Origin of the sequence: Pigmentiphaga aceris, from assembly GCF_008119665.1 — a bacterium.
GTDB classification, from domain to species: domain Bacteria; phylum Pseudomonadota; class Gammaproteobacteria; order Burkholderiales; family Burkholderiaceae_B; genus Pigmentiphaga; species Pigmentiphaga aceris.
In genome coordinates, this window is record NZ_CP043046.1 from 4673226 (window position 1) to 4687592 (window position 14367).

Consider the following 14367-nt stretch of genomic DNA (forward strand, 5'->3'; position numbering starts at 1 on the left):
TTTCTTTCCTTACGCTTACATGTCTACTGAAACCCTTCCCGAGAACACACTGCTGTCGATCAAACAGATCACGGCAATGCTGTTTGCACGGCGCTGGCTGATGGTCGCCATCACGGCGACCGTGCTGGCGCTTACCGTGGTGGCGGTGATGCTTACGCCCAAGGCCTGGACGGCGTCCACCGAACTGTATGTGGACTACAAGGAAAACGACCCCATCGGCGGACGGGCTTTCTCGGCCATGCTGGACGAGAGCTACATGCAGACCCAGATCGCCATGTTGCGCAGCCGGATTGTGGCGGAACGGGTGGTCGAACAGCTGGGCCTGGATCGTTCGGCTGAATTCCAGCAAGCCATACAGGTCGTCGGCAGGACACGCGCGTTCGACGCGATGATCAAGTCGATCACCGACAAGACCGAAACCAGCAGCTCGCGCGGCAGCCGTGTGGTGATGATCTCGCACACCAACAAAAGCCCCGAAGCCGCGCGCGACATTGCCAATGCCATCATCGAAGCCTACGTGGCCTTGACCCAGCAGATTGCGACCAGCTCGGCACGTTCGCGCAGCGAGCAGTACCGCCTGCAATTGGAACAGCTGCGCGGTGAAGCCGAAGCCTTGCAGGCCAAGATCAGCACCTACCAGCGCGAAACCGGCATCGTCGACCAACAAGACACCACCGACGTGGCACAGCGCCAGTTCAACGAAATGTCTGCCGCAGCCACGCAGTTGCAAGCACGCCAGCAGGCAGCCCAGGCCAAGAACCGGATTACCGAACAGATGCTGCAAAGTGGCATCCGCCCCGATGAACTGCCGGAAATTGCCGGACTGCTGCCGGTGGCAGACCTGAAGTCGCGGCTGAATACGGTGTCTGAGCGCATCGAAAACGTCAGCAACGTGCTGGGCGCGAACCACCCGACGCTGCGCAGCCTGGTCGATGAGCGTGCCCAGATTCAGGCGCGCCTGAAGCGTGCTGCCCAGTCGGCGCTGGATGCCCAGCGCAACGAACTGTCGGCCATTCGCATGGAAAGCACCACCCTGCAACAGAACATCGACACCCAGCGCGGCAAGCTGCTGGAAAACCTGCAGCACCGCGACCAACTGAGCGCCTACCGCCGACAGCTGGCCAGCGCCGAACAGGTCTACAACGCTGCGCTGCAAAAATATGACGGCCTGCTGATGGCCAGCAACATCACCCAGCCCAGCATTACCGCGCTGCGCCAGGCGGAACTGCCCAGCAATCCGTCGCATCCGGTGCTGCGTCGCAGCCTGGTGCTTGGCTTGTTCGCGGGCATATTCGTCAGCCTGTGCATGTCCTTGTTGCTGGAACTGCGTCAACGCCGCATTCGCTGCGATGACGACGTGATTCGCGGCATTTCGCTTCCCCTGCTTGGCCGTGTCGGCAAGCCTGATCTGGAGGTGGGCGCATGAGCTCGTCACCGATCAAGATCGAAGCCGGCGCACCACCTATGCGCCTGGGCGACCGCTTTGTGCAGGCCGGTCTGCTTACGCCAAAGCAGGTCGAAGAAACCATTGCCCTGCAGAACGCGGAACAGCTGCGTTTTGGCGAAGCCGCGATTCGCCTGGGTTTCCTGACCGATACGCAGTTGCGCAGCGTATTGGCCGAACAGTTCAATTACGCCACAGCCAACGCCACCTTCCCCAATCTGTCGCCCTCGCTGCGCATTGCTCATGCGCCCTTTGGACGTGAGGCCGAAGCCATCCGGCAAATTCGCGGCGAGCTGTCGATACGGATGACGGGCCGCCAGCGAATCGTGCTGGCCGTGGTTAGCCCAGGGCGGGGCGAAGGCAAAAGCTATATCGCCACCAGTCTGGCGATTGCATTTTCGCAGGCGGGCCAACGGACCTTGTTGGTCAATGCCAATCTGCGGGCGTCGGGCCAGCAAGACATGCTGGGCGTGGGCCACAGCACCGCCAGCGGTCTGTCTTCGATTCTGGCGCGCCATGCTGCACCGCACTCCGGCCAACGCGTACCAGGATTCCCGCTGTTGCATGCGCTTGGTCCGGGTCCGCAGCCGCCGAATCCGATCGAAATTCTGCGCGAGCCCGCGCTGAAGGTGTTGATCGAAGGCTGGTCGGAAGACTTCGACGTGATCATCTTCGATACGCCTGCGTCCACCACCTCGTCGGATGCGCAGGCGATTGCGCGTCAGGCCGGTGCCTGCCTGATGGTTGCTCGCCAGGATGTCACCCGTGTCGCAAGGCTGCGGGTCGCGCAGGAACTGATGCGCACTTCGGGGGCCGAGGCCTTGGGCCTGGTCTACAACGAATTCGACCCGCGCAGCATGCGCAGAGGCCTGCGCAACCGTATTGGCCGCGTGCTTCGCAAGCTGTTGCCGAGTTCCGATGACTGAACGCACGGCCGCCAACGGCCTGCGCCCGGATGTGCCCACCGGCGGCCAGCCGCGCGCTGCGCCCGGCATCTGGGGTGTGTCCTGGGAACACCTGGCAACCGGGGCGCTGGTGGTATTCAGCATCGTGTTTTCGCTGGTACCCACCTCGTTCAATATGACCGAGATCGGCCCCGAAGCCACCCACGAAATTTCGGGCGGCTCGTCGATCCGGCAGATTCAGTTCGGTGCGCTGTTCCTGCTTGCCGCTTTCCTGTGCTGGCGTCATGCCAGCACCAGCGTGCGCTTGCTGACGCGTGGCCTGAATCCGTTCATGCCGCTCACCTTGCTGTATTGCGGCGCATCCACCCTGTGGTCAGCCTACCCGACGATCAGCATCAAACGCACCATTCTGTTTATCGGACTGCTGCTGATCGGCGCAGCCATCTCGCCGCCCATCGGTTCCCCACGCCAGTTCACCCGCGCCACACTGGTTGCCCTGACGGCGCTGTGCGGCGCATCTGCCGTGGTGGCGATTGCCTTGCCGCATATTGGCGTGGACACCATGCTGGGCGGCGCTTGGCGCGGCATTCTGTGGCAGAAGAACATGCTTGGCTCGATTGCAGGCATCGGCGTCATGCTGTGGCTGCGTGAATGGCTGGCGCGCACCGTCCCAGGCCCCATCTGCATTGGCGGTTTCTTGTTATGCCTGCTGGTGCTGGTGATGGCCAAGAGCGCTACATCCATCCTGGTTACCACCATGGGCATCGCCATCTACCTGGCCTGCCGCCGCACCTGGCTGGCGGGCAACAGCCCCGGGCTGCGCATTGCGCTGGGTGGCGCGGTGGTGTTGGTGCTGACGGTTCACCTTTGGTATACCGCCGTGGGTGAAATGCCCGACTGGCAGGACATCGCCGGCCCGATTGCAGGCCTGTTCAACAAAAGCACCGACCTGACCGGACGCGCCGACATCTGGCGACTGACCTTGTACGCGGCCATGCAACACCCTGTCTGGGGAATCGGCTACGGCGCGTTCTGGACCGGCGAAGACGGCCCGGCGCAATTCATTGCCGATGCGCTTGCCTGGATGCCCGCCCACGCGCACAACGGCTACATCGACATCTTCAACGAGCTGGGCGCGGTGGGGTCCAGCCTGGTGGCGGGCTTGTTGCTGTGGCACGCGTACCAATTGGCGCGGCTGTTCTGGATCGATCGCGAAGATGCGGCGATTCACACCGCACTGTTCGCGCTGATCATCGTCAGTAATTTCTCGGAAAGCCAATTGCTGGCCGAGGTGTCGTTCCAGAACCTGATGTTCATCTATTCCTCGGTCACCATGTCTGCCACCTTGTGGATGGCAAAACGCGCGCGTATCGAACAGGCGCTGGCCGCACTGGGCAGGCAACGCGAATGATCCGGCGATCTGTGACCCAAGGGTGGCTATCGGCCGGCTGGCTGCAGGCGCTGTTGGCAGGAAGCCTGATCAGCGGCGCTGCATGCGCGGCAGCCCCCGCCAACTTCAGCACCACCGCCGACGGCACGGCCTTCTATCCGTTTGCCATCGACGAAGATGCACTGACGGGCGCACCTGACATGTCGCGCCTGAATCAGCCGCTGACCCCTGCGGCCAAGATCACCGCGCGCGACGGGCATTTCTGGTCTGTCGGGGCCGATGGCAAACCGGGAACGGCCGACGATGCGCGGGTGCGCCTGTTCGGTGCCAGCCTGAGCTTCTCGGCCAATTTCCCCACTGCGGCGGACGCGCCACGCTTGGCCAGTCGCTTGCGCAAGCTGGGCTTCAATGCAGTGCGTCTGCACCACCTGGACTCGCTTCCCGGCACCGCCACCGCACCACCCAATAGCATTCTGACGCCCGGCCCCTACCCAAGCTTCAACCCGGAAGCGGTGAACCGGCTGAAGAACCTGATCGGTGCGCTGTCTGCTCAGGGTATCTACGTCAATCTGAACCTGCGGGTGGGATATCGGTTCCGCCCTGACGTCGATCAGGTGCCCGCACTGCCTGCCGATGCGCCCACCGGTGCGTCGGCGCACAGTTATTGGCCGCGCATGATTGAGCTGCAGGAACGCTATGCGCGCGAGCTGATCCGTGCGCTGGGTCTGCGCGGCAATCCTGCCTTGGCAATGGTCGAAATCAGCAACGAGTCTTCGCTGGTGTGGGCGTGGCAGCAGCGCAAATGGGCGGCGATGGTGCCTCCCGCCTATTCGGACGAATTGCTTGCGCGCTGGCAGACGTGGCTGGTGCAGCGTTACGGGTCGATAGGTCAGGCGTGCACCGCCTGGGATACGTGCCCGGCCAGCCAGACCAGCGTGCCGCTGCTGTCGCCAGACGATGCCGTCGGCGGCGACCGGATGATCGATGGCGTGCAGCGCCGGGTCGGCCGCATGGCTGATCGCCTGTTCGGCAACGACAAGAGCAAGCCCACCGGCGCGGCCTTGCGCACGCAGGACTTCCTGAGTTTCCTGGCCGACACCGACCGCGTCTATTTCGACCGTTTGCGCCGTGTGGTGCACGAAGAAACCGATACGCAGGTGCCTGTCACCGGTACCCAGATGGCGTTCGGGGGCGTGTCCAATTTCGACGCCAATGCCGGCATGGACTACATCGACGAACACTTCTACGTCGATCACCCGGAATCCGGTCCGGACTGGCAGCGCGACTGGTACATCCGCAATCTTGCCGCCACGGGTGACGCCATGCAGCGCATTCAGGCGATCTCATTCCGGCGAGACAGCCGCAAGCCCTTCGTGGTCAGCGAGTTCAACCAGCCTTATCCGAACCGCCACGGCGCAGAGATTTTGCCGGTGATGGCCATTGTGGCGTCCATGCAGGATTGGGACGGTCTGTTCTTCTTCGACTACGCCCAGGAAGCCGACTGGCCAAAAGCGCCCACCAGTTTCTCGCTGACGGGCAACTGGGGCCAATTGGCCCTGGCCGGGCAAAGCGCAGCAGTGTTCCGCGAGGCGCAGGCAACGCCTTTGAGCACCCGTCTGGACATTCCGCTGGGGCCGGACGCACGCCGTGCCATCGCCGCCGACCCAAGCTACGGCGCGCTGGAAGCCTATCTGGCCAACAAACAAGACATCACATCGGCCCGTGGGTGGCGCGAGTCGATGGCGATCAAGCTTGATCCGTCTGCCAGTGCGGCGACGAACGTCGTGGCCAAACCCGTCGCCCCCTATTCCAGCCCGGATGAGCAGGTGCGCTTTGATCCGCAGCGCCAGGTACTGGAATTCCGTGGCAAACAAAGCTGGGGCGTCTTTGGCACCCCGGGCGATGCGCGGGTTGGTGACGATGCCCTGGGCGCTCGCGTTGCTGCGTCCCCCACGCAATACGCCACCTTGCTGGTCACCGCTCTGGACGCCCAGCCGCTGCCGGACTCTCGCCGCCTGCTGGTGACGGTTGGCGGTGCCACCACCGGCACCCAACCTGGCTCGCAGCCGCTGCGGCCCAAGGGGCTGGTGCGCCACCGGGCAGCACGCGACACCTGGGCCATCGAACCCGACCCGGCTGTCACCCCCTCCCCCAGCGGCCCACGCGCCAGTCAGGCACCTGCATGGGTCTCGCGCACCGAGACCACGCTGGACTGGCGCACGCCAGCACGCAGCCTGACCGTCTATCCGCTCAATGGCGCAGGCAAGCGCCAGGCACCCATGGCCGGCAATCTGGCCAGCATCGACAACGGCCGCGCCACGATCCGTCTGCATACCAGCGCCGCGCTGGCCAGCCCCTGGTATGAAGTCGTGCTGGAGGGCAACCGATGAACGCCGATATCAGCGTCTGCATCGCCACCTATAAACGCCTGGACCGGCTGGACGCCTTGCTGGGCGATCTGCTTGCACAGCACTGCCTGCCACGAGAAATCGTGGTGGTGGACAACGACGCACAAGGCAGCGCGCGCGCGGTGCTGGCACGCCATCAGAGCGCTCAATCGGCATGCCCGCTGATCTATGACATTCAGCCCGAGAAGAACATCTCGCTGACACGCAATCGCACGGTGGCGCTTGCCAGCGGCACGTGGCTGGCCTTCATCGACGATGACGAACGCGCGCCGCCAGACTGGTTGGCAAGCTTGCTGGCGTCCGCCCAGGCACATCATGCAGACGGTGTTTTGGGACCCGTGCTGCCCGTGCTGCCAGACGACGCGCCCGCCTGGATTCGTCGTGGCAGCTTTTACGACTGGGCCCGCATGCATACGGGCACCCCCGTTCCGGCCAATCAACTGCGCTTCGGCAATCTGATGTTGAAGGCCGACTTGCTGGGCCGCATCGACCCGGTGTTCGATCCACGTCTGGGGCTCACGGGTGGAGAAGACGGTGACCTGCTGATGCGCCTGGTGAAAGACGGTGCACGCATGGTGTGGAACGACGAAGCGACCGTCACCGAACCTGTGGAAGCCAGTCGCCTGCAACTGCGCTGGATACTGCGGCGCGCGCTGCGCGGCGGGCAAGATTTTGCCCGCCACTTCCTGGCTGGCCGCCTGCAGCCGCCCAGCCTGCGCAACCGTGCCGTGTTCTTTGCGCGGGCGCTGCTGCAACTGCTGGCAGCCGGCCTGCTGAGTCTGCTTACGCTACCCGCAGGCCGCCACCACAGCGCATACTGGCTGGGCCGCGCCTGCGCCAACTTCGGCAAACTGTCCGTCCTCTGGGGATGGCACTACACGGAATACGCATGATGTCGACCTGGATCAATCTGCTGCTCCTGCTGATCGCCATTCCGCCAGCCGTCGTCTGTCTTTACCTGGGTTTGCTGACCTTGTTGTCGGCACGCCTGCCGCGCCCGCAGCCCGCCCATCGCCGCTTGCGCTTCGACATTCTGGTGCCTGCTCACAACGAAGCCGCAGTCATCAAACGCACGATTGCCAGCCTGCGCAAGATCGACTGGCCCAGCGACGGTTTTCGTATTCTGGTGATTGCCGACAACTGCACCGACAACACCGCCGACCTCGCGCGCGACGCAGGTGCAACGGTGATCGAACGCCATGATGCCGTTCGACGCGGCAAAGGTTATGCGGTTGAAGCCGGCATTGCACACAGCGCTCGCGGCGGACGTGCCGACGCGATGGTGTTCATCGACGCCGATACGGTCGTCACGCCCAACCTGCTTTCTGCCTGCGCCGCCCGCATCGAGGCCGGTGCCGAGGCCATGCAGGTGCACTACGGCGTCTTGAACCCGAACGATTCCTGGCGCACCCGCCTGGTGACCATGGCCTACGGCGCGTCGCACGCAGTACGCTCACGCGCCCGCGAACGCATGGGGGCATCGTGCGGGTTACGCGGCAATGGCATGTGTCTGACACATGCACTGCTCAAGCGCCATCCGTTCCAGGTGTATTCGATGACCGAAGACCTGGAATACGGCATTCAGCTTGGGCTGAACGGTGTGCGTGTGCATTACATCGACGAAGCCAGCGCCGATGCCGAACTGGTGTCCTCAGGCAGTGCATCGGCCTCGCAGCGCCAGCGCTGGGAAGGTGGGCGGCTGATGGTCGCCCGCGCCTACACCGGCCGCTTGCTGAAAGCTGCGTGGCAGAAACGCAGTGGCGTGTGTCTGGAATTGGCGATGGACCTGATCACGCTGCCGCTGGGTTATCTCGCGCTGCAGATCGGCGTGCTGCTGGTTGCCTGCCTGGCGGTGGCCGTCTTCTGGCCAGTGGGCCTGCTGTGGCTGGCGCTGCCCGTGCTGATGCTGCTGATCATCATGATCCACGTATTCCGTGGCTGGCAGTTGTCACCGCTTGGCCCGCAAGCGTTGCTGGATCTCTTCCGAGTTCCCTTCTTCATTGCGTGGAAGCTGTTCGTGATGCTGCGCCACCGGGGCAACAAGGCATGGGTCAAAACCAAGCGGAACGCCCCGTGAATACCGCGTCGCGTTCTTCCGCCTATGCGCCCTTGATGCGCATCTTCGGCAGCTCGGTGGCTGACCAGGCCATGCTGTCCGGCGCGAATCTGCTGATCGGGCTGATCCTGATCCGCTATGCCAGCGAAACGCAGTACGGCTATTACGTGCTGGCCTTCAACGCCATGATGCTGGCCACCACCTTGCAAGGCACGTTCATCAACACACCGCTGGTCGCCATGCTGCCGACCATGAGCGACAGCACGCGCAGCCAATGGCTGGGTAGCCTGTTGCACGACCAGCGTCGCTGGGCAGCAGGTGCCGCGCTGGTGTCGATGGTGGTCACGGGCATTGCACTGGTGACAGGCGCACTGCCTACTGAGGCCGGGCCGATCTGCGCCGCCGCCATCGTGCTGATCCTGGCCGCGCTGTACCGCGAGTATTACCGGGGCATTCTGATCATGCTCAGGCGTCCACACCCGGTGCTGGCCGCCGATGCCGTCTATGTGGTGGGCCTGATCGCAGGCGGTTTGCTGGCCACCCAATCCCCATGGGCGGCCACCGTTGCCTTGCTGTCAGCGGCCGTATCTGCCGTGGTCGGCGGCACCTTGCTGCGCCGGGTGTTGGGCGATGCCGTCGATCACCGCGCCGCCCCCGGCCGCCTGCGCGACATTGCGCGCACCGGCATCTGGGCGGCGGCCGGTGGCGTGATCTATTGGCTGTTCAACCAGGGCTACAGCTTCCTGACGGTGATGACGCTGGATGTCACCGCAGTGGCCGCCGTGGCCGCCGCGCGCCTGCTGCTGATGCCAGTCAACTTGCTGGTGACCGGTGTGCAAAAACAGTTGATGCCAATGGCTGCCGGCTGGCTGCATGAACATGGTGCCCGCAAAACACTGCAACGCCTGAGCATCTTCTCGCTTGCCCTGGGCCTGGGCGCGGCGGTCTACGTCGCCATTGCCTGGTTGCTGCGCGACTGGATCTTCATCGACCTGATGCACAAAGACTTCGCGCAGCGTGACACCTTGCTGGCATTGTGGTCGTGCATCTTCCTGATCATGGCCCTGCGTGAACCAGCCATGCTGGTCAGTGTGATGCGTCAGCGTTTTCGCATTCTTGCTGCCACAGCGGGCGTGTGTTCCGTCTTTGCGCTCGCGGTCAGCTACTTCTGCATGCAAGCCTACGGTGCGCCCGGCGCACCGCTTGGCATTCTGGCCGGCGAGATCGCCTACTTCATTGTTGCCATCGTGCTGGCCTTGGTCGAGGTTCGCCGCGACGCCCGACATGATGCCTCGCAGTCCCCACCCTCCGCCGCGCCCCGCTCGGCATCCTTGTCCGGAAACGACTCCCCGTGACCCTGCTGTCCGTTCAATATCTGCGTGCCGTTGCCGCCATGATGGTGGTGGTGTTCCACCTCGTCCCCCAATTGCGCCGCATGGGCTACGACGGATACTGGCCAGACTGGCTCGCGGGCGGTGTGGATATCTTTTTCATCATCAGCGGCTTCATCATGTGGGTGACCACGGTTGATCGTCCGATGACACCGTGGACCTTCTTCCAGCGCCGCCTGGTGCGCATTGCGCCGCTGTACTGGCTGCTGACCACCGTCGTGGTGATCGTGATGCTGGTGGCTCCCAAACTATTGCAGACCACCAGCTTCGGCCTGACCCACGTATTGGCGTCCTACGCGTTCCTGCCTGCCATCAGCCCCGCCACCGGCTGGGTCAATCCGGTGGTCAATCCGGGCTGGACACTGAACTACGAGATGTTCTTCTACCTGGTGTTCGGGCTGGGCTTGCTGCTGCAACCGAGTGCGCGCTTCATTACCGTAAGCCTGGTATTGGGTGGTCTGGTCAGCCTGCAACTGCTGCCCCTGCCCGAGCACTTCGTGGTCGATTTCTATACGTCTGGCCTGTTGCTTGAATTCATCTTCGGCATGGCCTTGGCCCGCTTGTATCTGGCCGGACGCCTGCTACCCACGCGCAGCGCCGCGTGGATCAGCATGGGGGTAGGAGCAATCGCTTTCGGCACCATGCTGGCGGTGGTGCCCGAATGGCCGCGCGTCATCATCTTCGGCATGCCCGCGCTGGCCATCGTGACCGGGGCACTGTCGCTGGAACTGCACGGCGGGGTGCGCCACCATGCATTCACTCACTTGCTGGGCGACGCGTCGTACTCGATCTACCTGACCCATTTCATGACCCTGTCCGCCTTCGGTCAGGCATGGCGCAGGCTGGGGCTGGGCGAGATGACGGGCGGCTTCTGGCTGTTCTGCATTGTGGCGACCGTGGTGTCCACCGTGATCGGCCTGCTGGCCTATCGCTGGGTCGAGCAACCCCTGGTGCGGTACTTCAACCGACGCCGCAAGCCAGCAGCGCCGGTGTCTGTGCCTTCCACGGCACGCTGACCTGTCTTAGCGCGCCAGCCCCAAGCGATCGCGCAACAACCGCAGGTAACGATGATGACGACGATTGGCGGCGCGTTGCGCCGACCAGTCGATCATGCTGTCGTTCATGTCGTAGTCCCCGCGTTGCGCGTCCGGAATCTGGCCACGTTCCACTGAGTCGATCAAGGACGGCAACTGCTCGTAGAACGCAGCATTGCGGTAAGGCGGATGCAGCGACCACAGCCCGCCCTCGCTGCCCAGGAAATCCAGCCGCGACATGCCGTTTGCCTGCAAGGTCTCACCCATGATGACTTCGGCCTCGCGTGCACGCGGCGGATTGCCCAGCAACACGGCTTTCATGCGGCTTGGCAGCGCAGGGGCAAGTAGCGGCAAGTGGCCGATCGATTCATGCATGCGCTGCATGTCGAACATGAAAATACGGGTGCTGACATGCCTGAACCGGTAGCCATGCACGCCTTCGATCTCGACCTGCTTGGGCACGTCACTGCCATGACCCAGCAGCACGCCATCGGCACGCGGCGGACCGGGCAAGGGGCTGGTGAACAGCAATGAAGGATCGGCGTCCATCACACCAATGGCTTCTTCTACCCAACGGGTACTGCCACCGCCAAACAGCATGTCGCTGTCGAAGTGCACGATGTAGCGGGAACGGGCGTGATACATGCCATAGAAATAGGCATAGAACGGGCCGCCGTCCCAGGCCTTGACGGGGATGTCATCTTCGCCGAAGAACGCCTGCGCCACCTCGCGTCTGGCCTTGTTGCTGTAATCGACCTCGTGCATGTCCAGCGTCGGACAGTGCGTGGCGATGTCAGCCACCAGTTCGCGCAGGCGGTTCAGGTAATCATCGAAATGCGTGCCGCGATAACGCCCCGCTTTGCTGCGATGCGTATCCACCGTGACCACGATGCGATCGACCATCGGCCCCCAGACACGAATCTGGTGCGCGAGCAGGTGTTCGACATGCCGGAAATCCATCGGATACATGCTGATCTGCGCCGCCACCCGATGGGGGTACTTCGGCGGGCCGTTGCGTGCATTGCGAATGGCGGCCAGGACGGCTTCACTCATACGGCTTCACTCATGCTGCTTTCCTGAAACAGAGGCACCGTGCCACGGGGCGTTCATCGCGGTGACGTACGCCAGGCGTCGGCGGTGCGGCCGATGCCGGTTTCCAAGGGCGTCCAGTCAAGGCCCAGACGCTGCTGCGCCTGGATCGATGACAGGCGAATATCCTGCCCCCACAGACGCAGCAAGGACGGCGGAATCGGCGGTGGCAAGCGGCGGGTATCGAAGCGCAGACGGCCTGCGCCAATTTCCATGATCTTCAAGGCCGGTCCAAGCATCTTGGTTTCGATCTTCAGACGACGCCCGCCAATCCGTGCCACCGGTACCTTGCCAAGCCGCCGTGCGAATGCAATGAAGTAATCGTTCCAGGACGGTGCCTGCGCCATCGCCAGGTTGAATACACCGCCCGCGACATCCGCGCGCTGCACAGCTTGCAACACGGCTTCCACCACATCGTCGATGTAGACCAGGTTGCTGCAACCGTCGCCTGCCGCCCCCAGATCGCCAATGCGGCGATCAGCCAGCAGCAGCGCAATACGCTCGCTCCATTGCGGGCTGCCAGGGCCGTAGATACAACCCGGGCGCAGCATCACCACATTGGGCAAGCCGGCAAGAATGGTTTCGGTCTGCGCCTTGGCACCTGCATAACCTGCCAGGCCTGTAGCAGCCGGCGTGCTTTCTTCGATCACACCGATTGCGCCGCCGTACACCGCCATCGAGCTGAAGTGCACCAGACGCGGGGCAGACGCGCCCAGGGGTGCCAAGGCCTTCTTCAGCGCCTCGGCACCGGCCACCATCACGGCGGGCGAGCCCGCCACGCAATTGACGACCGCGCCGACGTCGGCCAAGGCAGTGCGCAATGCCGACGCATCGGTGGCATCGAGTTTCACTGATGCAACATCGCCCAGGCGCAACGTGCCTCGCACGCCTGCAACCGGCTCGGCCCAGGTCGAGGCTTTCAGCGCGCGGATGACCGCCTGGCCGACATAACCGTTGGCACCCAGCACCAACACCTTGGTCTTCATGAAAACCTCTTCAAATGGTCGCCCAGCCGCAACGCCATCGCCACGATGGTCAAGGTCGGATTGGCCTGGCTGGACGTCGGGAAAGCGGCAGCGCCGCTGACATACAGATTATCAAGCTCATGCAGCCGGCAGTTGGCGTCGACCACACTATTTGCGGGGTCGGTGCCCATGCGGGCGGTGCCGATGTGGTGTCCGCCATACGCGCCGTAACGCGTCATCTCGTGTTCGACCTCGGCAGGCTCGTAATCGAAGCTGCCGACGCCGGATTTTTTCAGGGCCTGCGCCAGCGCGGCCAACGAGGCCTGAACTGTGTGCACATCGCGCGGGGTGTAACGCCAGTCCACGTGCAGTTGGCGCATGCCCAATTCATCGCGGGTATCGGACAGGCTGACCCGGCTGTCTGGATTAGGCTCTTGTTCTGCATGGAAATCCAGGCTGTAACGCGGTCGCCGGGGATACACGATCACCGACGGAAACTTGCGCGCGGCCAGTGTTCGATAACGCAGCCAGTGTGTCAGGAAAACCGCCGTGGCCGGGGCGTCGATCAGCACGTTGCGCAGGTGGGCCAGCCACTGACCGCCACCCAGCTTTTCTTCGCCGTGTAGCCGCTTGCCGTATTCATACGGGATCACCGCTTTCGCCAAATACAGCAAAGACAGAATGCCGGTGTGATGCGCTGGGTCAGTGATACGCGGATGGTGCAGGCGCGCCACGAAATTGCCGATGCCCAGACGATCCTGGGCCTGCGGTCGCAAGGCCAGACGACGACGGCAATAAATGCCCTCGTCCGATACTTCGTAGCCGTGATAGACGCCTTGGCGATCCGCAAACGACAAGGTGCCGATGGTGCCTGCCAAGTGGCACATGTAATAGCGGCCCACCACGTCATGTGCGTTGCCCACGCCCGCGCCAGATGCGCCCGGGCTGGCCAGCAGCAGACGCGCCGTTTCCAGCCCGCCAGCGGCCAGCACGAATCGGCGCGCGCGCACCGTGAATGCCGTGCCGCCCAAGGTACGGACTTGAACATGATCGACCTGACGCTTGGATGCATCCAGCTCGATTGCACCCGCGTTGGCCTGCTGCACCACGCGACACGAACCGTTGATCAGCCGCTGGCGATAACGCGCACCGAAGTCGGTCGGGCAGCTGAAACGTTCCAGCGTATTGGTGGAAAAGTCCTGGTCGTCGAAACCTGCGATCAGCGGTCGGCGCGGTGTAGAAAACGCCTCTTCGGCGGTGTAGGCAAAGTCACCGGCTTCGCACAGTTTGTTGGCTGCTTCGTAATACGGCTGCAGCGCATCCAGACCGATTGGCCAGCCGCTGTGCGCGATCTGCGCACGAGGTTCGAAATCCAGCGCATCAAAGGGCATGCAGCGGCCACCCCAGATGGTGGTTGACCCACCAAACCGGCGCTCGCGATATTTGTCCAAGGGGCTGTGCATGCGCGCGTCAGCCACGCTGCCGGCATACAAGGCCTGGTTGCGCGCATCGGCCTGGTCGCCACCGCTTTCCAGCAACAGCACGTCGATACCCGCTTCCTGCAAGACCAGGGCAAGCGAAATACCGGCAGCGCCTGCGCCCACGATGCACACATCGGCTTGCAGCGTGGAACCTGTCGGGACGGTGTTGGCGTCAAGGATCATGGCGTAAGGTGTGAGGAGAAG

11 protein-coding genes are annotated in these 14367 nt (G+C 63.4%); 8 read left to right on the forward strand and 3 right to left on the reverse strand.

The window, feature by feature from the left end; genetic code table 11:
- Positions 1-19: 19 nt before the first annotated feature.
- From FXN63_RS20280 to FXN63_RS20315, 8 genes are read left to right on the forward strand one after another with little or no spacing between them, the layout of a single operon-like run.
- Positions 20-1426, forward strand: coding sequence for a GumC family protein (locus FXN63_RS20280; RefSeq protein WP_148816964.1), 1407 nt, complete (start codon positions 20-22; stop codon positions 1424-1426).
- Positions 1423-2370, forward strand: a complete 948-nt coding sequence (locus FXN63_RS20285; protein ID WP_148816965.1) for a cyclic di-GMP-binding domain-containing protein, MshE-related — start codon at positions 1423-1425, stop codon at positions 2368-2370. Before FXN63_RS20280 ends, FXN63_RS20285 begins: the two co-directional genes overlap by 4 nt.
- Positions 2363-3760 carry an O-antigen ligase family protein gene (locus FXN63_RS20290; protein WP_148816966.1) on the forward strand — a complete coding sequence of 466 codons (1398 nt, stop codon included), beginning with the start codon at positions 2363-2365 and terminating at the stop codon, positions 3758-3760. The genes FXN63_RS20285 and FXN63_RS20290 overlap by 8 nt, the downstream gene beginning before the upstream one ends.
- Complete coding sequence (locus tag FXN63_RS20295; RefSeq protein ID WP_148816967.1) at positions 3757-6129, forward strand: capsular biosynthesis protein; 2373 nt, start codon at positions 3757-3759, stop codon at positions 6127-6129. Before FXN63_RS20290 ends, FXN63_RS20295 begins: the two co-directional genes overlap by 4 nt.
- Positions 6126-7040, forward strand: a complete 915-nt coding sequence (locus tag FXN63_RS20300; RefSeq protein ID WP_148816968.1) for a glycosyltransferase family 2 protein — start codon at positions 6126-6128, stop codon at positions 7038-7040. The genes FXN63_RS20295 and FXN63_RS20300 overlap by 4 nt, the downstream gene beginning before the upstream one ends.
- A complete protein-coding gene (locus FXN63_RS20305; protein ID WP_246164911.1) occupies positions 7037-8224 on the forward strand; it encodes a glycosyltransferase family 2 protein in 1188 nt (395 codons plus the stop codon). The genes FXN63_RS20300 and FXN63_RS20305 overlap by 4 nt, the downstream gene beginning before the upstream one ends.
- A complete protein-coding gene (locus tag FXN63_RS20310) occupies positions 8221-9558 on the forward strand; it encodes a lipopolysaccharide biosynthesis protein (RefSeq protein ID WP_187394962.1) in 1338 nt (445 codons plus the stop codon). The genes FXN63_RS20305 and FXN63_RS20310 overlap by 4 nt, the downstream gene beginning before the upstream one ends.
- Positions 9555-10610, forward strand: coding sequence for an acyltransferase family protein (locus tag FXN63_RS20315; RefSeq protein WP_148816969.1), 1056 nt, complete (start codon positions 9555-9557; stop codon positions 10608-10610). Before FXN63_RS20310 ends, FXN63_RS20315 begins: the two co-directional genes overlap by 4 nt.
- Before the next feature lie 6 nt (positions 10611-10616).
- On the opposite strand, the gene FXN63_RS20320 is transcribed toward FXN63_RS20315, so the two are convergent.
- The 3 genes from FXN63_RS20320 to FXN63_RS20330 are packed head-to-tail and all read right to left on the reverse strand — an operon-like array spanning position 10617 to position 14346.
- Positions 10617-11681 (reverse strand): capsular biosynthesis protein, encoded by a 1065-nt coding sequence (locus FXN63_RS20320; RefSeq protein WP_148816970.1) that lies wholly within the window; start codon positions 11679-11681, stop codon positions 10617-10619.
- Between the two features lie 53 nt (positions 11682-11734).
- Positions 11735-12703, reverse strand: coding sequence for an NAD-dependent epimerase/dehydratase family protein (locus tag FXN63_RS20325; protein WP_148816971.1), 969 nt, complete (start codon positions 12701-12703; stop codon positions 11735-11737).
- Positions 12700-14346 (reverse strand): FAD-dependent oxidoreductase, encoded by a 1647-nt coding sequence (locus FXN63_RS20330; RefSeq protein WP_148816972.1) that lies wholly within the window; start codon positions 14344-14346, stop codon positions 12700-12702. The genes FXN63_RS20325 and FXN63_RS20330 overlap by 4 nt, the downstream gene beginning before the upstream one ends.
- Positions 14347-14367 lie beyond the last annotated feature (21 nt).